Origin of the sequence: Acidovorax sp. 210-6 (assembly GCF_010020825.1) — a bacterium.
Taxonomy (GTDB): Bacteria; Pseudomonadota; Gammaproteobacteria; order Burkholderiales; family Burkholderiaceae_C; genus Simplicispira; species Simplicispira sedimenti.
In genome coordinates, this window is record NZ_JAACJE010000001.1 from 1,755,833 (window position 1) to 1,773,509 (window position 17,677).

The 17,677-nt window shown below is 65.1% G+C and carries 20 protein-coding genes and 1 tRNA gene; 7 read left to right on the plus strand and 14 right to left on the minus strand.

Annotated elements, in window-relative coordinates; translation table 11 throughout:
• Window positions 1–12: 12 nt before the first annotated feature.
• Window positions 13–582, minus strand: coding sequence for a hypothetical protein (locus GWK50_RS08060; protein ID WP_162016024.1), 570 nt, complete (start codon window positions 580–582; stop codon window positions 13–15).
• A gap of 79 nt (window positions 583–661) precedes the next feature.
• Between GWK50_RS08060 and GWK50_RS08065 the strand changes: the two genes are divergently transcribed.
• Window positions 662–2,101 carry a hypothetical protein gene (locus GWK50_RS08065; RefSeq protein WP_162016025.1) on the plus strand — a complete coding sequence of 480 codons (1,440 nt, stop codon included), beginning with the start codon at window positions 662–664 and terminating at the stop codon, window positions 2,099–2,101.
• Window positions 2,102–2,110: 9 nt separating this feature from the next.
• The gene (locus GWK50_RS08070) at window positions 2,111–2,554 is read left to right on the plus strand and encodes a terminase small subunit (protein WP_162016026.1); all 444 of its coding nucleotides are present in this window, start codon (window positions 2,111–2,113) and stop codon (window positions 2,552–2,554) included.
• A gap of 15 nt (window positions 2,555–2,569) precedes the next feature.
• Here the strand turns inward: GWK50_RS08070 and GWK50_RS08075 are convergent, their stop codons facing one another.
• From GWK50_RS08075 to GWK50_RS08110, 8 genes are all read right to left on the minus strand, one after another.
• On the minus strand, window positions 2,570–4,168 hold the full coding sequence (locus GWK50_RS08075; protein WP_162016027.1) for a YfjI family protein: 1,599 nt from the start codon (window positions 4,166–4,168) through the stop codon (window positions 2,570–2,572).
• 6 nt (window positions 4,169–4,174) lie between these two features.
• A complete protein-coding gene (locus GWK50_RS08080; RefSeq protein WP_162016028.1) occupies window positions 4,175–4,723 on the minus strand; it encodes a bifunctional DNA primase/polymerase in 549 nt (182 codons plus the stop codon).
• Window positions 4,716–5,015, minus strand: a complete 300-nt coding sequence (locus tag GWK50_RS08085; protein WP_162016029.1) for a CHC2 zinc finger domain-containing protein — start codon at window positions 5,013–5,015, stop codon at window positions 4,716–4,718. The genes GWK50_RS08080 and GWK50_RS08085 overlap by 8 nt, the downstream gene beginning before the upstream one ends.
• 10 nt (window positions 5,016–5,025) lie before the next feature.
• Window positions 5,026–5,262, minus strand: coding sequence for a hypothetical protein (locus GWK50_RS08090; protein ID WP_162016030.1), 237 nt, complete (start codon window positions 5,260–5,262; stop codon window positions 5,026–5,028).
• Window positions 5,263–5,649: 387 nt separating this feature from the next.
• Entirely contained in the window at window positions 5,650–6,207 is a 558-nt protein-coding gene (locus GWK50_RS08095; protein ID WP_162016031.1) for a hypothetical protein, read from the minus strand.
• A 12-nt stretch (window positions 6,208–6,219) separates the two neighbouring features.
• Window positions 6,220–6,507 (minus strand): NadS family protein, encoded by a 288-nt coding sequence (nadS, locus tag GWK50_RS08100; RefSeq protein WP_162016032.1) that lies wholly within the window; start codon window positions 6,505–6,507, stop codon window positions 6,220–6,222.
• The gene (locus tag GWK50_RS08105) at window positions 6,504–6,851 is read right to left on the minus strand and encodes a type II toxin-antitoxin system RelE/ParE family toxin (protein ID WP_162016033.1); all 348 of its coding nucleotides are present in this window, start codon (window positions 6,849–6,851) and stop codon (window positions 6,504–6,506) included. The genes nadS and GWK50_RS08105 overlap by 4 nt, the downstream gene beginning before the upstream one ends.
• A 23-nt stretch (window positions 6,852–6,874) precedes the next feature.
• Complete coding sequence (locus GWK50_RS08110; RefSeq protein ID WP_162016034.1) at window positions 6,875–8,212, minus strand: integrase family protein; 1,338 nt, start codon at window positions 8,210–8,212, stop codon at window positions 6,875–6,877.
• Window positions 8,213–8,352: 140 nt separating this feature from the next.
• Between GWK50_RS08110 and GWK50_RS08115 the strand changes: the two genes are divergently transcribed.
• Together GWK50_RS08115 and pcaF are read left to right on the plus strand one after the other, a co-directional pair.
• A tRNA-Ser gene (locus GWK50_RS08115) sits at window positions 8,353–8,423 on the plus strand.
• A 201-nt stretch (window positions 8,424–8,624) separates the two neighbouring features.
• Window positions 8,625–9,827 carry a 3-oxoadipyl-CoA thiolase gene (pcaF, locus tag GWK50_RS08120; RefSeq protein ID WP_162016035.1) on the plus strand — a complete coding sequence of 401 codons (1,203 nt, stop codon included), beginning with the start codon at window positions 8,625–8,627 and terminating at the stop codon, window positions 9,825–9,827.
• Between the two features lie 105 nt (window positions 9,828–9,932).
• Here pcaF and GWK50_RS08125 read toward each other — a convergent pair whose 3' ends face one another.
• Window positions 9,933–10,739, minus strand: a complete 807-nt coding sequence (locus GWK50_RS08125; protein ID WP_162016036.1) for an alpha/beta hydrolase — start codon at window positions 10,737–10,739, stop codon at window positions 9,933–9,935.
• On the minus strand, window positions 10,717–11,727 hold the full coding sequence (locus GWK50_RS08130) for a M14 family zinc carboxypeptidase (protein ID WP_242455464.1): 1,011 nt from the start codon (window positions 11,725–11,727) through the stop codon (window positions 10,717–10,719). The genes GWK50_RS08125 and GWK50_RS08130 overlap by 23 nt, the downstream gene beginning before the upstream one ends.
• A gap of 177 nt (window positions 11,728–11,904) precedes the next feature.
• Between GWK50_RS08130 and GWK50_RS20025 the strand changes: the two genes are divergently transcribed.
• The 3 genes from GWK50_RS20025 to GWK50_RS08140 all read left to right on the plus strand — a co-directional run bounded on the left by GWK50_RS20025 (window position 11,905) and on the right by GWK50_RS08140 (window position 13,294).
• The gene (locus tag GWK50_RS20025) at window positions 11,905–12,039 is read left to right on the plus strand and encodes a hypothetical protein (RefSeq protein WP_277950293.1); all 135 of its coding nucleotides are present in this window, start codon (window positions 11,905–11,907) and stop codon (window positions 12,037–12,039) included.
• A gap of 77 nt (window positions 12,040–12,116) precedes the next feature.
• Window positions 12,117–12,800, plus strand: coding sequence for a transglutaminase family protein (locus tag GWK50_RS08135; RefSeq protein WP_162016038.1), 684 nt, complete (start codon window positions 12,117–12,119; stop codon window positions 12,798–12,800).
• Window positions 12,797–13,294, plus strand: a complete 498-nt coding sequence (locus GWK50_RS08140; protein WP_242455330.1) for a PaaI family thioesterase — start codon at window positions 12,797–12,799, stop codon at window positions 13,292–13,294. Before GWK50_RS08135 ends, GWK50_RS08140 begins: the two co-directional genes overlap by 4 nt.
• A 17-nt stretch (window positions 13,295–13,311) precedes the next feature.
• Here GWK50_RS08140 and GWK50_RS08155 read toward each other — a convergent pair whose 3' ends face one another.
• The 3 genes from GWK50_RS08155 to GWK50_RS08165 form a co-directional block, all read right to left on the minus strand.
• Window positions 13,312–17,001: a DNA methyltransferase gene (locus GWK50_RS08155; RefSeq protein WP_242455331.1), complete on the minus strand. Its 3,690-nt coding sequence runs from the start codon at window positions 16,999–17,001 to the stop codon at window positions 13,312–13,314.
• 164 nt (window positions 17,002–17,165) lie between these two features.
• Window positions 17,166–17,363, minus strand: coding sequence for an AbrB/MazE/SpoVT family DNA-binding domain-containing protein (locus GWK50_RS08160; protein WP_162016039.1), 198 nt, complete (start codon window positions 17,361–17,363; stop codon window positions 17,166–17,168).
• 98 nt (window positions 17,364–17,461) lie between these two features.
• Window positions 17,462–17,677, minus strand: coding sequence for a YjfB family protein (locus GWK50_RS08165; protein ID WP_162016040.1), 216 nt, complete (start codon window positions 17,675–17,677; stop codon window positions 17,462–17,464).

Sequence of the window (17,677 nt, forward strand, 5' to 3'; positions counted from 1 at the left end):
AGCGTTCACACCCTAGGGCGCGCGCTCCAGGCAGCGCACCATGACGTGCTCGTCGGCGATTTTCAGGCACTGCTCCACGGTGCGTGGCTTGCTCGGTTTGGGCGGGGGCTTTTTCGCTGTTTTCGCAGCGGCGGGTGGCGCAGTGGGCTTGGCGGCCTGGGCGGCTGCCGGGGGCGCCGTGGCCTGAACGGGCTGTGCCGGGGTGGCAGGCGTCCAGAACTTGATGGCTAAAAACCCGGCCACGACCACGACCACGACCACCAGGGCGTTTTTCAAGAATTGGTTGCAGGCCTTGTCCCAACGCGCCTGGGCTTCCTCGGCCGCAATGCGGGCCAGACGCCGCCGCTCCAGTTCTTCGGGGCTGCGTGGCAGCGGGGTCTTGGCGATGTTCCAGGAGATGTACAGGGCGAGCGCAACGGCCAGCAAGTCCACTCCCACAAAGGCGGGGTTGCCAGTCAGCAGCCCCAGGGTGGCCGCAACGATGGCTGCGGCGACGATAGCGGCTTTGTTGCGCGTTGTCTCTGCCACCACCACCACGGCAACAGCAGGCAATGCGGCGATGAGGAATACCACGAGCGACATGCAGGGCCTGGGCGTTGGGTTTCAGGGGTTAAAGTGCAATGCATTATTTCAAAATGCAACAACATCCTATGGAGACGGCATGGCGAGTGCGTTTTCAGAAGCCAGGCGCCTGGCAGGCAAGGCGTTGAAGACCAGCAGTGATGCGTTGCGCACGCTGGCCGAGCAGGGGCAGGCCCACCGCCAGGACGTGGCCAAGTTGACCGGTGATGCGGTGGACCGGGCGGGCAAGGCCTTCCAGTGGGCGGGCAGAGCGGGTGCCGACGCAGCCACGGCGGCGGCCAAGGGTTTGGGCGGCGCGCAGGTGGCCGGCGCTTCGGGTCGCTCCAAGGCGGCGGCGGTGCGTGCCGGTGCATTGCTGGCGGGTGCAGCCGGTGCAGCGGGTAAGGCCGTGGCTTGGGCCGGAGAGAAGGCCCAGGCAGGCGCACCTGCCGTGGGTCAGGCGGCGGCGGGGGTGGTGTCTGGGGTGATCAGTACGGCATCGAATGTGCTGGATGCGCTGGCCATTCGTGAGCAGGAGCTGGAGCAGTTGCAGGTGCGCTTGCGGCGGGCGGGCAGCAAACTGCAGGCCAGCGCGCGCTTCAAGCAGGAGGCGATTGCCCGCGCGGTGCGGACGAGCAGCAAGGCACGCTTGCTGGATTTACTGGCGGTGGGCGGCGTGAGCCTGGGCGCGATGGTGGCCCACCCGGCACTGGTGCCGGCCGAGGTCGAGCGTGCCTTTGCGCTGGCCTACCCTGGCCTGGCGGCCAAGGGGATGAGCTTTGTCGATGCGGTGCAAGACAAGACAAGCGCAGAGTTGCTGGGCCTGGTCAATGGCGTCAAGGGCAAGCTGTTTGAGCTGGACCTGGTGACGCACCTGAACGATGGTGGACTGCCTGCGGGCTTGAAGGCGGCCTTGGCTCCATCGGCGACGCAGCCGGGGTATGACCTGCTGGTGACGGACCCGAGTGGCGCGGTGGTAGATCTGCTGCAGGCCAAGGCGACGGATTCGGTGGCGTATGTGCAGCAGGCGTTGCAGCGTTACCCCGATATTGACGTGATGACAACCACCGAGGTGCATGCACGCCTGCTGGCGCTGGGGGCGGGCGACCGGGTGACTGATTCGGGCATTAACGAGGCGGCGTTGCAGCACAAGATCGAAGCCGCAGCGGGCATGGCCGACCCTGGGAATGCGGTGGACTGGCTGCCGGGCAGTGCCAGCGTGGCTTTGATTGCGTTATCGGCGTTGGTGGATCGCTCCGTCAGCCTGGAGCAGCGCAGCGCGCAGGCGGGCGAGCGGATGGCGGCCGTGGGCGTGACCGGGGCTGCCGGCAAGGCCGCGCTGATGGCCACTGGGTACTGGTGGCTGGGCCTGGCGGCGGGGATGGGGTCGAAATTTCTGGCCGACCACGGCGGCACCAAGCGCGAGCGGCTGGAGGCTCTGCGCCGCGCAGTGACACTTGCGGAGCGGCAAGCTGCTGCAACAAGGCCTGCCGTCATACCGGCTTTGAAAAGACTGCCTAAAAATCAGTCAATTGATTAAAATTTGGGCATGCTGCATGCCCCTACGCTATCGGACCGCCAGGTGCGGTTTGTTGCCGAGTACTTGGTTGATGCCAATGGCACCCAGGCCGCCATCCGGGCCGGGTATGGCGCCGCCGGTGCCCGCGTGGCTGCGCACCGCCTGCTAACGAATGTAGCCATTTGCAGCGCCATAGAAGCCCGCCAGCGCGCCGATGGCGAGCGGCTGGGGGTGCGGCGCCAGGATGTGCTCAAAGGCCTGCTGGAGGCCGTTTACATGGCCCGGGATCAGGCGAACCCGGCAGCCATGGTGGCAGGGTTGCGGGAGATCGGAAAGCTGATGGGGCTCTACGCGCCTGAGCGGGTGAAAGTGGCGGCGGATGCCGGGCAGGCGGCTGAATTGCGGCGGCTGGAGGCTATGAGCGATGGGGAGCTGGCCGCCCTGATGACGCAAGACGCAGCCAAGATCCCATAGCTTGGTGGTGTGTTTTTAGGCGGATTTTTTCTTTCTGCTTTTTGTCGGTTTTGTCAGTACGGTTGCCGCGTCTGCGGGTGTGAAGATCACCGGATTGATGGCGTATGTCTGCAGGGGAGGGCGGCCTGCGGCGCGTTTAGGCAGAGGATTGCCGCGTATCCAGTTCGCGTGCTCCAGTTCCTTGCATGCCCCCTTGACCTCCATGGGGTCGGTCAGGCCAGACCAGCCCTTGCGTTCAATATCGCGGGTGCTGAAGCCCTCCAGCAGGGTGCCTGACTGCAGTTTCTTGCTCAGGAGCAGCGCCGCGCGGCCCTGGCGGTTGGTGGTGATGGCGTAAACCCGCCGCGCGTGCGCCTCAAGATATTCGGCATAGGCCAGGGCTCGGTTCAGGCTGTCTTGCTGCACATTCTTGCCGCTGGGTATGCGGCCAGCGGCCATGCCTACGAGGTGGTCGATCAACGCCAATGCCGGTACGAGCTTTTTGTACTTGGCCAAGTGTTCAGCCATGAGTGGCGCTTCTTCCTTCTGCACCCGTCCCTCGTTGGTCAGCAGCCACTGGTAGAAGTGCGGTTGCACCCGGCTGTCGAACTGGAAGAAGGGGATTTCGCTCGCCTGCCCCTGCTGCGGATGGAGGGTGTCGATGTGGTGCGCTAGGGTGTCTGTGATGCCGTCGATCACGCGTTGTGCATTGAAATCTGGTGCGTCATCGACGATGCTGGTGATCTCGACCGGATCGGGGTACACCATGATCTGCAGGCGCTGCATGAAGCCGTCGTTGCCAAAGCTGTGCTGAGTCTGTGACAGGAACTCCTCCAGCTTGTCGGGCTGAATGCCGCCCAGGATGGATACCGCGAAGCGCGGAATGTAGATGACCCCACGCCCTACACGGTCCACGCGGTGGCTTTGCAGGCCGTTCCACGCGGTCAGGTAGCCTTGCCGCTCGCCTTCGCGTCCGGCGCGGTCAAAGCCCGCCAGCAGGCTGGTGAGCTCGTCATGGTTGACCAGGCAGCCACGTGGGTTGCCCGAGAGCATGATGCCCAGGGCCTCGAAGGTGCAGTCGTTGGTGTAGTAGCGTTTGCACACCGGTTCGTCGGGCGGTGGGCCGGGGTGTGTGGCAGGCTTTCCATGGCTGCCCTTGAGCTGTTTTTTGTAGTTTTCCAGAGCGGCTTTGTGCTGGTCCATCGCGATGCTGTGTTGCAGTCGCGCGCTGGCGTAGTCTTGCTGGGCAGCATGGTCAAGACTGAAGAGAGGTTTCATCGCCTGACTGAGTGCAGGGGACTTCTTGCTGCCCGGTGGCCCCACGACTGCACCCCAGAGGTTGGGGATTTCCGTCCAGTTGTCCTTCTGTTTGGGCCGTATGGCACAGCCGGTGCCAATGACCGAGCCCAGCATGACGATAGCGCTTGCTGCAACGTAGTCGATGGGGCACTGCAGCCGGCGCGCGATGTCACTGACCCAGGGCCAGAGTTCGAGTGGCAACATGCTGGGCGCCAACGCCGGTACGGGCGGGAGCTTGTGGCCCAGGGGGTCGGGTTGACCCCACGCGGTCATGGCCTCGTTCTGCGCCATGCCGAGGAGCTGGTGGATGGAGGAAGGGACGTCGATGATCTTCATGGTCTCTCAGGAGATGAATGTGTAGGGCTGGCGGGTATCGGGGTGGATGCTGGGAGGCAGGACGACGTTCTTGCCGGTGGAGAGCAGTTCAATCAGCCATGCAGGGCGTGCGCCTTGAAGGCCTGCGGGACATAGCTTCCCGTCCGGGTCGATCGACACATCAGATTGGCGCAGCGTGGTCGCAGCAGATGCCGGGGAACCGCCCAGTGGGAAGGCGAGGAAGCGGTGCCTTCCCACGCCGGAGCCGGAGATGACGTCAAATTCCTTGCTGCCCAGCATGGCCGCTGCGGCGCAGTAGGCTTCTTCGGCAAAGGTGGGACCGCCGCGCACGTCCACGTCAAGCACGCAGATTTCACGGCCGTTGACGATGCTCCATTTGCCGGGCCTGAACCCGACGTTGTAGCCCACGCGGTAGCTCTTTTTCAGCTCCTCAACAGGCATTACGGGAGCTTCGGCCCATCCGTCGCTGATGGGGCGCTTTTCTCCGGGCACCAGCCAATGGATGGCAAAGCCCAGTTTGCGCAGGCGCACGGCTTCCTTGAGCATGTCAGCCATAGTGCTCCTCCAGGTATTCGCGCGCTTCGCGGTACTCAAGCCCGAGATGGGCACCGACAAAACTGACGATATTCGAGCCATGTGCGCCGCAACTGGACGAGTGGCACTTGTACCAACCCGTCTCCAGATTGACGCACAACGAGGGGTTGTGGTCATCGTGAAATGGGCAGCAGGCCCAGCCAAAGCCGTTGCTGTACTCACGCAGGTCGGGCAGCAGATCGTCAAAAACCAGGGCAGGTTCGGGCAACTCGCGGTGCTGTGGCTTACGCGAATAGGTAGATTTTTTGCGCATGACGACCTCTTCACTGCACCTGGGTCAGACCGTAGGCCTGAGCCTCGGCTTCCATGGTGTCTTCGATCTTGGCGAGGGTGTCAGGCGGCAGACCATCGCCCTGGCGCAGCGGGGCGCTGCAGTGCTTGCACAGCACATAGGACAGCGCTGCATGAGGGCGCACCAGATACAGGCACAGATGGCGCGTGTGCTTCACCCGCGCGCCGCATGCGGCGCAATGGGTCATCGCGGTGGGGTAGGTGGTCATTGCGCGCCCTCCACCAAGCGACGGATGTCGGATACGCGCCATGCCAGGCGGCCATTGATGCGCAAAGGGCGGAGGGGACCGCTCTCACGGCAGGCCCAGAGGCGGAGGGTCTGCTCGGCGCGATGGAGGTGGCGTGCCGCCTCAGGGGTGGGGAGGGTTGTGCGTGGCTCTTGGGCCAGCGGGGTCAAAGAAGGTTGTTGAACCATCTCGAATTCCTTGCGGAAAGTGAAGATGGTTCCTGATTCTTGTCATTGGCCAGAAATGGCCTAACCCGGCGTTTCGGCGGGTGTTGGTGGGTATTGCGCTCTGTTGCGGCCGGGGCAACTGCGGAAAATTCCGGGCAAATCTGGACAAATGCGGGCGGTCTTGCCGAAAAGGAATGATTCCTTACGTTGGGAAAAAGCTTTGCGGCTGGATGCCAGATGCTCCCGAGGTAGTGAGCTTGCCATTTTTCTCAGCCCAATCCATTGCCAAGGCCTCATTCCAGAAGCCGTGATTTCCAGTATGGGCAACGCTCAATCCGTTTGTCCCCGCTCGCTTCAGGTCTTCTTGAATCGTGGGCCATGCCCGTTCATGACGCTTGACCAGCACCGTTTTTTTCACAAGATTTTCTGGCTTGGGTGCGTGCAGCGATCTGTCTAGGTTATCGGCGAGCACGGCGTAGCCGTGAGCTCTCAACCATTGGCGAGCGCTGTCAGTGTTGACGACGGTGTTTTTCGTCGGCGGGAACTCCTCATATTTGCCGGGCTGGAGGGTGCCTGCATGAATGCCCGAGATGAGCTGATCTAGCTCGGTGCTCAGGTCGAGAGCATCGCCGTCGCGGCCTACAACATCACCCATTGCCCATGCTCTGGGGTCTACCCCGTTCATCAAAGCCGCCAATTGCCAAATGGCGAGTGTGTCAAATTGGCGCCAATCGGGGAAGTTGGGGAGGATTCCAGACATGGTGAATCTTGCTTACACAGCCAATGCCTCGATCACCGCTCGCGGGTTGTGCTGAATCACATTCAGTAGAACCAGTGAGGCGCCATGCGGCTTGCGGTCTCCGCGCTCCCAGTGGCGCAGGGTGGCGGTGGAGAAGCCGAACTTGGCGGCAAACTCTTCCTGGGTCATGTCCACCTGGGCGCGCAGGGCCTTTACATCCACCGGGCGGGGGCGATGCACGCGTACGCCCCGGCCGCGCCCCTCCGCATGGGCGATGGCTTCCTGCAAGCCTTGTTTGATGCTGTCGAATGTGGTGCTCATTTCGTCCGTCCTTTCCTCTTCCAGAGACCGACCAGCAATTCGGTCAGCTCTGACAACTCATTGCGCTCGGCCTTGCTCAGGTTGGCCTTGTCGCCCTTGGCGAACAGGGTCAGCAGGTATAGCGGCATCTGCTCGTCGTAGTAGTAATAGATGACGCGTACGCCGCCGCTCTTGCCGTGGTCACCCCGGCGCCAGCGCAGTTTGCGCACACCGCCCGTGCCTTCCATCAGGTCGCCGGCCTTGGGGTGCAGGGCCAGATAGCGGATCAAATCCTGCCGCTCGGTGAGGCTCAGCAGCTTGTCGGCCGTGCGGATGAACTCAGGCAGCTCGGCGACGGTTTGCATGGGTTTGAGTGTAATCCATTGGATCAGTTCCGTGGGCTTTCATGGGCACTGGGAGCAGGTAGGTGAGGGATGCCTGCCTGTTCCAGTATCCAGGCTTCGATGCGTTCGTGGTGTACACGCAGCATGTCGAGTGGCCGGACGCGGTAATGCTTTTCGGCCGTGGCGCTGGGCTTGTGGCCCTGAATTTGTGCGACCACGCCCGCGGGAACCTCCAGCCATTCCGACAGGGTGCCAAAGCTGCGCCTCAGGCCGTGCAAGGTCAAATGTTCTATGCCGGCCGCCTGGCAGGCCTGCTCGTGTGCGCGGTGGGGCTTGCTCATGGGCTGAGGTTCTGAGCCGGGTGGGGGCTGCCTGCCGGGGAAGACCCACGGGCTGTGCACGGGGAGTTGGCTCAGCAGTGCCTTGACGTGGGGGGTGAGAGGAATTTGCCTTTCGCCCTCCACCTTGTCCCGGATCGTCAGGCGGTTCCAGCGGAAGTCGATATCTCTGCGCTGCAGCGTCAACACCTCGTTGGGGCGCGCGCCGGTCAGCAGCAGCACTTGGAGATAGGCGCTCTGAATGGGGTTGGACAATGCACGCACAGCGTCGAACCAGGGCCTGAGTTGCTCACGCAGCAGGGCATCGTCTTTCGTGCGCGCCTTGCCCAAGGATTCGCGGGTGGTGCGGGTCTTGGCGGGATTGTTGGCGGCAACGATGGAGGCGTAGGCCGGTTGCTCCGCGCACCATGACAAAAAGGCCTTAAGGAGGCGCCAGGCCAGTCTGGCCACGGTGGGGCGCAGGGCTGCCTCATGTGCGGCCCATTCCTCAATCACCTGGGGGGAGAGGGCGCTGAGACGCATGTCCAGTAGCCTGTGCAGGGGGCCGGCAATGGTGACGCCACGGCCACGGGTACCGCGCTGTGCTACCTGTCCACCAGCCTGGCTGAGGCGAATATGGTCTGCATAGTGTCTTTCACCCCAGTGGGGGCGGCGCGCTTGCAGGTAGGCAGCCCAGGCATCGGCAGCGAGTATGGCGGCCTGTCTTTCGTTTTCCGCCTTGGCGCGGGCTTCTTCCTTCGCGGCAGCCTGTGCCGCGATGGCGTCGCGCTTGAGCTGTCGGGGGTCCATGCCCTGGTCGATCAGGCGCTGGAACTCCCGTGCCTTGCCGCGTGCCTGTTCAATGGACCAGTCTGCAGGGCGGCCGATGGTCAGGCGTACGGTGCGGCCCTGGTAGAGGCCCTGAAATATGTAGGTGGGTTTGCCTGAGGGCGTGGCTCGCAGTCCCAGTCCCTTGGCTACGGTATCCCAGAGGAACGCCTGGGGGCGGTCGTCGGGGCAGGTGAATGATTGGACTCGCCCAGCGGTGAAGGATACTTTGGCCATGCTCTGTTTCTCTTACATCGACAGCCGATGTAACGGCGAATGTAAGAGAAATTTTAGAACATTCACGAATTTTGATCATCAAAAATCAACGAGCTTATTTATAAGCTATTGATCTTAAAAGGTAATTATTCGTGGCTCGAGAGTGGTTGGTGGGTAAGTATTCGGACTTTTAATCCGTTGGTCGCGTGTTCGAGTCACGCACGACCCACCAAACTGCATAAGGAAACCCCGCTATCAAATCGGTAGCGGGGTTTTTTATTTTTTGTTGCTTGTATGCAAGCTGCAGGCACTGTGCCCAAATACAGCGCCAGCAGGAGAAAATCCGCCAAGGCGGGGGGCTGTTGGGCTTATGGATGTCACTGTCTTGCTCCACCAAGGCAAACCGCCCAACACCATCCAAACAGAAGCTGCCATGACCCACGCCTTCATCTGCGACGCCATTCGCACCCCCATCGGCCGCTACGGCGGCGCGCTCAGCAGCGTGCGCACCGACGACCTGGCCGCCATCCCCCTGCGCGCCCTCATGGCGCGCAACCCCCATGTGGATTGGGAGGGCATCACCGACGTGCTCTACGGCTGCGCCAACCAGGCCGGCGAAGACAACCGCAACGTCGCCCACATGGCCAGCCTGCTCGCGGGCCTGCCCCTGGAAGTGCCCGGCGCCACCATCAACCGCCTGTGCGGCTCCGGCCTGGACGCCGTGGGCACGGCCGCGCGTGCCATCAAGGCCGGCGAGGCCGGGTTGATGATCGCCGGTGGCGTGGAAAGCATGAGCCGCGCCCCCTTCGTCATGCCCAAGGCGGAAAGCGCCTTCAGCCGCAGCAACGCCGTCTATGACACAACAATAGGCTGGCGCTTCATCAACAAGCTGATGAAGGAAAAATACGGCGTGGACTCCATGCCCGAGACCGCCGAGAACGTCGCCCAGGAGTTCGAGATCGAACGCGAAGCCCAGGACCGCATGGCCCTGGCCAGCCAGCTCAAGGCCGTCGCCGCCCAGAAGGCCGGCCACCTGGCCCGTGAAATCACCCCCGTCACCATCCCCCAGAAGAAAGGGGACGCCATCGTCGTGAGCCAGGACGAGCACCCGCGCGAGACCAGTCTCGAGGCCCTGGCCAAGCTCAAGGGCGTGGTACGGCCCGATGGCACGGTGACGGCAGGCAATGCCAGCGGCGTGAACGACGGCGCCTGCGCCCTGCTGCTGGCCAATGAGGCCAGCGCCGCCAGGAACGGCCTCACGCCCAAAGCCCGCATCGTTGGCATGGCCACGGCCGGCGTGGCCCCGCGCATCATGGGCATCGGCCCGGCACCGGCCACGCAGAAAGTGCTGGCGCAGACCGGCCTGAGCCTGGAGCAGATCGACGTCATCGAACTCAACGAAGCCTTCGCTGCGCAGGGCCTGGCGGTGCTGCGCCTGCTGGGCCTGCAGGACGACGACGCACGCGTCAACGCCTGGGGCGGCGCCATTGCGCTGGGCCACCCGCTGGGGGCCTCGGGCGCGCGCCTGGCGACCACGGCCGTCAACCGCCTGCACGCCACGGGCGGGCGCTACGCGCTGTGCACCATGTGCATTGGCGTGGGGCAGGGTATTGCTGTCATCTTGGAGCGGGTCTGAACCAGGCCCACAAGAGCATGTACACAAGGCGATGAGCAGACGCTGTGGCCTTGCTCATGTACCTTCGCCCCGTCTGGACGCACAGTTCCAGCACTGAAGTCAACATCACCCGCCCGTTGCTTCCAGCACCTGTTGCACCACCCATTGCGGATCGTCCAGCGGCAGGTCGTGGCCTGCGTGGGGGTGTTCCACCAGCGCGCAGCGCCAGGCGCGCGCCAGGGCGCGCGAGCATGCGCAGCGCACCAGCCGGTCGTGCGTGCTGGCCAGCAGCAGCGTGGGCACGGGCGGCGGCGTAGGCGGGGCGCGGTAGCGGGCTGCGGCGGCCAGTTGGCGCAGCACATTGGCGGCGCGCACCGGGCGCTGTTGGCGCGCCAGCACCCACTGGGGCAGCACCTCGGCATGGGCGGCGGGGTGGTTGCTGGTCATGCGCAGCACGGTGGTTTCGATCTGCAGCGGCGTGTGCGGCCACAGCAGCAGGCGGGCCAGCGTGGGCCAGTGCTGCGGCTGCATGCGGTGGTGCACCGGGCTGAACGGGCGCATGCTGGTGTTGATGAGCACGCAGCCCGCCACCTCTTCGGGTGCGCTGTGGGCCCATGCCGTGGCCACCATGGCGCCCAGCGACATGGCCAGCAGATGCACCGGCCCGCGCACACCCTGCGCGGCCAGCGCCTGGCGGCAGGCCTGCGCCATGGCGGGCACCGACCAGGGCGATGCCTGCGCGTGCAGGTGGCCGTTGCCGGGCAGGTCCAGCGTAAAGATGCGGTCGTGCGGCAGGGCCTGTGCCAGCAGCGGCACAAAGCGGCCCCAGTGCGTGGCCTCGCGCGTCAGGCCGCGCAGCAGCACCCAGGTGCGGGGGGGGCGGGTGGCCGCAGCCTCCGTCGGGGGGGCTTCAGTACCAGGCGTCCAGGGCATGGCGGTGGTGGTGTTGGCGTGCCTCGCCCTGGGGCAGCCACTGGCTGTGGCTGGCGGCGGCGCGGGTCAGAAAGTCCAGCAGGCCCAGGTGGCGGCGCAGCACACGCTGGTGGCGGTGGGTGATGAGCGGGTTGAAGATGCCGTTGCGCGAGAACAGTTGCTGCGGGTTCTTCTTGATCCACAGCCACGAGCCCATCTCCAGCGTCAGCGGCAGAAACACCGTGCCGCTTTGCTGGCAGGCCTGCAGGTACAGGTGGTCCCACAGGTCGCCATGCGCCAGGTACTGTGCGCTTTGCGGCTCGATCACGTAGGGGTGCTGGCTGTGTGCCTGCAAAAAAATGTGCTGCAGCGCGTGCACTTCGGCCAGGTGCGCCATGGGTTCGCGCGTGTGGGCGTAGGGAAACCACAGCCGATCCGTCACGCCAAAGCCCGAATGGCAGTCCAGCGCCAGGCTGAAGGGGCGCCCCAGCAACTCGGTCTGCACCACGCTGCACAGTGCCTGGCTCTCGGCCTCCATGGGGTCGCCCAGGCGGCCCCGGTACCAGGGCAGGCCGCTGCTCAGGCGCTGGCCGCCCACCAAAAAAGGCACGCGGTCCCTGGCGTCCACCGGGGCATTGCGCATCAGGTCGATGCCGCGCGGGTTGGCCCTTGTGGCGGCCCACATGCCGCCGGGGTTGACGATGGGCATGAACACCAGGCGTACCCGTTCCAGCAGGTGCTGCAAGGTGCTGTCCCACGGCAGGCGGTGCAGCACGCTTTGCAGGAAGGCAATCACCACCTGCGCACCAATGCGCTCCAGCCCGTGCACGCCACCAAAAAAGCCTGCCGCCGGGGCGCCGGGGTCGGTGCTGCCCAGGCCGATGGCATACACCGGAAACGCGGGCGCCTGCGGCAGTGCCACGTGGCAGACCTGCTGCACATGCAGGTGCTGCGCGTGCTGGGCCAGCAGGCGTTCCAGGGCGTCGAGTTCCGGCAGGTCGCGGGGCAGCACGGTGGCAGTGGGGCAGGTGGTCAGACGGGTGGCAGTGCAACGGCCCAGCATAGCGCCGCAGCCTGCGCCGACAAGGCCTGTGTTGTGGGCGGGTGCAGGGCTGGGGGTATGTCGCGCTGCTGTCATACAGGCACGCTACGGTGGCGGTTCCCATCGCCTTGATTGGAGAGCACCATGCAAGCACACCACCGCCGCACCCGATCGCGTGGCCTTTGGCCCCTGTTGCTTCTGGCCGCCGCGCTGGCTGGCGGCTTGATGGAGTTGCTGGCGCTGCAGCGCTCGCGCCTGCTGCATGGCCGGTTGCGGTGATTCGCACAGTCACCCATGCGACATTCCTTGCGCAACCGCATGTAACACCGCTGACTGCGGTTTGCTAAGGTGCGGGCATGCCCCACCGCCCCGCACGCCCCCAGCACCTGCAGCCCACCCCCAGCATCGACAGCGACCACCCCGCCGTGCAGGCCTTTGCCTGGCAGCACGCCCAGGGGCAGGACGAGCGCGAACGCGCCGTGGCCCTGTACCTGGCGGTGCGCGACGGCTTTCGGTACGACCCCTACCGCATCGACCTCTCGCCCAGCGGCATGCGCGCCAGCACCGTGCTGGCGCAGGGCCACGGCTGGTGTGTGCCCAAGGCCGTGCTGCTCACCGCCGCCTGCCGCGCGGCGGGCATACCGGCGCGGCTGGGCTTTGCCGACGTGCGCAACCACCTGAGCACCGAGCGCATGCGCCAGACCATGCAGACCGACCTGTTCATCTGGCACGGCTACACCGACCTGTGGCTGGGCGGGCGCTGGGTCAAGGCCACACCGGCCTTCAACATCGAGCTGTGCGAGCGCTTTGGCCTGCTGCCGCTGGAGTTTGATGGCCGCACCGACTCCCTCTACCACCCCTACGACCGCGCGGGCCAGCGCCACATGGAATACGTGCACCAGCGCGGCACCTTCGACGACCTGCCGCTGGACGCCATGGTGCAGGACTTTGCCCGCGTCTATGGCCCCGGCCTGAGCGACAGCGCCGCGCTGCAGGGCGCCAGTTTTCAAGACGACGTACAACAGGAGACCGGCGCATGACTGCCCCCACCACGCCCACCGCCGCGCATTCCATGGCCCAGTCTCTCGCGCACCCTGCGGCAGACGTTCCGCCCGGCTTTGTGCCCTTTCCCGCGGGCGGCAACTTCATGCACATCAACGGCCCGCTGTACCTGCTGCACCAGGGGGAGGTGGTCAAATTCGGCATGCGCGTGCAGGAGCGCCACATCAACCCCATGGGCAACCTGCACGGCGGCATGATGGCCAGCTTTTGCGACATGCTGCTGCCCCTGTCCGTGCACTACCAGGACGCCGCCCTGGCCCAGCGCTTCTTGCCGACCATCAGTCTTCAGATCGACTACCTCGCCCCGTCTCCCCTGGGCTGCTGGCTGGAGGGCACGGCCCAGCTCCTGCGCGCCACACGCTCCATGGTCTTTGCGCAAGGCCTGGTCACCGCCGACGGCGTGCCCTGCGCCCGCGCCAGCGGCGTGTTCAAGCTGGGGCCGCAGCGCCCGCAGGAAAGTACCGCGCCCTGAGGCGGTGCTGGCTGGGCTCAGCGCCAGGCCGTACCCTGGGGCGTAAGTACGGGCTGCGCGCGGCCCAGGGCTTCCAGGGTTTGCAGCAGCGTGGGCAGGCCTTTCTTCCAGGGGCCCCGGCCCTTGAAGCGCGCCTCGATGGCGGGCAGGGTCAGCGGCGCGGCGCTGGCGGCCAGCACAGCGGCCACGGCGCGCACCTGTTCGGGCAAGGTGGCGGGCCAGGGCTGGGCTGCGGGTTGCTCTGCTTTTGATAGCGGTCTTTCAATATCAAAATCAGGCTCTGGCGCTTGCTGGACTTGCGCTAGATGCTCTTGAATTTGTAGCGAATTTTGCGGATTTTGAAAGGCCGGGCGCAGCCAGCGCACGCGGCCCTGGGCTTCTTCCTGGGCGCGCTGGGCGTTGAGCTGCACCAGGTGGGCCAGGATGTCGTCGGTGCTGGCCGCGGCGGGCAGGCCGTAGGCTTGCAGAACGGCGGCGTCCAGTTCGTCGTGCAGTTCGCGCAGCACACCCACCAGGCCCTGGGTGTGGATGGCTTTTTCCTTCGGTGTCAGCGGGCGGCCTTCGCGCAGGGCTTGCAGGACGTTGTACAGGCCTGTCAGCGTGAGTGGCGTGGTGGTTTGGGGTGGCGCTGTGGGTGTGGCTGTGGCTGTGGCTGTGGCTGTGGCTGTGGCTGTGGCTGTGGCTGTGGCTGTGGCTGTGGCTGTGGCGGGTAGTGCCGGGGCAGGCGGGGTCTGCGGGGCGCTCATACGCGCTTCGCTTGCGAAATCGCGCCCCGCAGACCCCACCTGCCCCAGCACGCGCTTGCGGTGTGCGTCGATGTGCTCGGCCAGATGGGCGATGCGCTCGCGCAGTTGCGGGGTCAGGCCGGTGTCTTCGGCGGGGAAGGGGAATGCCTCAAAACAGCGGGTTTTGACATACACCGGGTCATTGCCTACACCCAGCCACGAACCCGCTGCCAAAGCCCATTCAATGTGCAACTGGCTGGACAGCACGCCCAGGCTGTAGGCGTCGTCCAGAGCGATGGCCACCAGCTTGTTGTCCGGCAGGATGCTGGCATCCAAGAACTGGAAAGTGCGGTGTTTGCTGGTTTCCACCGTGGCGATATAGCGGCCCAGGCCAGCGAGTTGTTTGCGTAGTTTTGGATTAGTTTCGCCAAACAACCACCAGTTCTTTCGGCGGCTCTCGCGGTTGTTCTGGTCGCGTTCGGGTTTGACCTTTTCCAGCAACCACTGGTAAGCCGCCGGGTATTGCTCGCGCATTTGTTCGGCGCTCAGGCCAAAGGCATCAATAACCATCACGCCACGCGGCTTGTCGGTCAGGTCACGTCCATTGCGGTAAGGGCGCACGAGGGCGGGGGCGTTCAAGTGGGCCGCCTCTTCGGCTGTGACGATAAAGCCCGCACCGAAAAGCTGTACGCCCCGGTTGCCAAGGTTCTGATTGGCCTGCAATGCCTGCGCTGCTGCCACGTTGGCACCCACGCTCAGGTCGGCATGGATGAGGCCGGGGCGTTCGGCCAGGGTTACGGCCACTTCGCCATGCTCGCCGGGCTGCTCATCCGTTACCGTGAGCACTTGCCCTTCGCCCGCGTCGGGTGCCAGCACCGTCATGGCAATGCGCACAGCGGCACCGTTGGCGCTGTCCACCCAGGGGTGATCGGGAATGGCCATCTTCAAGTGCGTGCCTTGATCCAGCGCGGCCTGCACCACGCGCCGGTTGAAGGTTTGGCGCAGGCTGTTGGTGGTAATCAGCCCCATGCGCTGCGCCTGCCCGCTGGCCACCTGCTGGGCGGCGTGGTGCCACCAGAACATCACAAAGTCGGCGCTCTCGGGCACTTCGGGCCAGGCGTCGCGCAGGGCTTGTACGTAGCCATCGCCCAGGGCAGCGCGCATGCTGGCGGCGCCAATAAACGGCGGGTTCCCCACAATGAAATCCGCTTGCGGCCAGTCGGCCTTGCGGGCGCCGATGTAGCGCCACTGGGGTACCTGGGCTGCCTCGTCGGGGACGGGTTCGCCGGTCACGGGGTGGGGTTGGTAGCTGCGGCCGTCCCAGCGGCTGAGCAGGCGGCCGGCGTCGTCATACGCCAGTTCCTGCGCGTCCCAGGCGAGCACGGCGTCGCGGCATTCGATGTTGCCGTAGTTGTGCACCACGGGCGTGGCCACGCTGGCATGGCCGCGGGTGCGGATGTGCCATTGCAGGTAGCCAATCCACAGCACGAGTTCGGCCAGGGCGGCGGCGCGTTCGTTCAGTTCGATGCCGCGCAGTTGCTGCAGCGTCACGGTTTCGCCTTCAAAGCCCAGGCGGCCCTGCAGGTGTTCGTGGGTGGTGCCCAGCTCCTGCAGTTGGTTGATGACTTCGCCCTCCAGGCGCTTGAGGTGCTCCAGCGTCACGTATAGGAAGTTGGCGCTGCCGCAGGCGGGGTCCAGCACGCGCACGGTGCACAGCCGGTGGTGAAAGCGCAGCACTTCGGCGCGGGCGGCTTCGAGCTTGGCTTGCTGGGCCTTGCCTTCCAGCTCGGCGGCTTCGCGGGCCAGCACCAGGGCGGCGGCGCGGGCGTATTCCCATTCCTGGCGCAGTGGGGCGATCACGGTGGGTTGCACCAGGCGCTCCACGTAGGCGCGGGGCGTGTAGTGCGCGCCCAGGGCGTGGCGTTCGGTGGGGTCCAGGGCGCGTTCGAGCAGGGTGCCGAAGATGGCGGGTTCCACTTCGCGCCAGTTGGCGCGGGCGGCTTGGATGAGCAGGTCGATTTGCTCTTCGCTGAGCAGCAGGCTGTAGTGCACGTGCTCTGCGCCCTTGAAGAGTTTGCCGTTGAAGTGCAGCACGTTCTTGGCCAGCGCGGCGCAAAAGCCGCCCCGGTCCATGTCGGCCCACAAAATGCGCAGCATGTGTTGCAGTGCCACGGGGTCGCCCCGGTGGGTTTGCAGCAGGCCCTGGAAAGCGCCTTTGGGCAGCAGTTCCACGTCTTCGGCAAACATGGAGAACAGGCAGCGGGTGAGGTAGGCTGCTACGATTTCAGGAGCTGCTTGCGCTTGTGTAACGGGCGCTGGAGCCATATTTGGCATCAAACCCAGGCTGGCTTCGAGCGACTGCGAAAGGCGCGCCAGCAGCGCGGCCACGTCGCGCGTGACCTGGGCGCTGATGCGTGCGGGGTTCAGGCTGTCGGGGTCGCACCAGATGCGGCGCAGGCGCTCGCGCACTTCGGGCCGGGCCAGGTCGGCCAGCAGCAGGCGGTGGCTGCGCGGGTCGGGGTAGGGGGTGTAGGTGGCGCCGCTCTGGCTGAATTCGGCATAGACCTCGATGACGTTGCCCACGTCCACCACCAGCACAAAGGGCGGGCGGCCTTCGGTGGCGGGCAGGGCGCGGGCGTAGCCCTCGGCCTGGCTGCGGGCGCGCAGCAGGCCGTCGTCAAAGCCTTTGGTGTGGGTGGGGGTCTTGAACTTTTTGGCCTCCAGCACAAAGTGGCCGCGCCGGTAGCAGTCAATGCGCCCAGGGCTGGTGCTGCCGTCGCCATGCGCAAAGGTGATGGGCCGCTCGAACATGTAGCTCTGCTCGGGCGTGGGGTGGGGCTTGTCCACACCCAACAGCTCGCACAGGTCGATCACAAAGCTCTGCGCGCTGGCCAGTTCACTGGCGGTGCTGCCGCTCCAGCGGGCGATGAAGGCATGCGCTGCGGTGGTGGCAGCGTCGGTGTTGGTGGTGCTCTCTCCCATGCGCTGGATGATAGCGGGGTAGGGGTCGTGCTGAGGTGCCTGTCAGGTGCGGAGCTGGGTATGGGGGCGCAGCATTGGTAGGGCTCGCGGCGTGTGTTGGCAGCAATCGTGAGTTATTTCGACCCGTCAGGATGCTTGGCCAATGAGCGCGAAGTTTCGCTGCCTTAGGGTGCGAATTCATCGTCTGCAGGGCTGGTTGCGTCTGAAGTCGGTGCAAAGGGCGAAAGCAGCAAACCATCGGCAGATGTGGTCAGGAACATCGTGTCGCCTACTTTCAGATTCATGCGCGCCAGCGCCTCATCAGGCAGGATGATGCCTACGGAGTCCCCGAGGGGAATGGGGGCGGTTTTGAAGGTGTTCATGGCAAATGCAGAGCGTGGTGCTGCGTTTGTAAAGCCAGGCGGCTATTTTGCCAACGGAAGTTCTGCGTCAGGCGCAGTGCCCCCAGCGGTGGGGCTGTTCAGGCAAAGGTATTGACCTGCGTGCCCAGCGTGCCCGAGGTGGCAAGCTGGGGCTGGGGCATGGACTGCACCATGGTGTCGAGCATGGTGGCGGCGGCGGTTTCCTGCAGGTCCAGCGCTTTTTTCAGCATGGCGATGTTGACGGCGTCCGACTGCTTGGCGCTGGCCAGGTGGGTGGCGGTTTGGATGATGGCATTGGAGAGGGCGACGTCCAT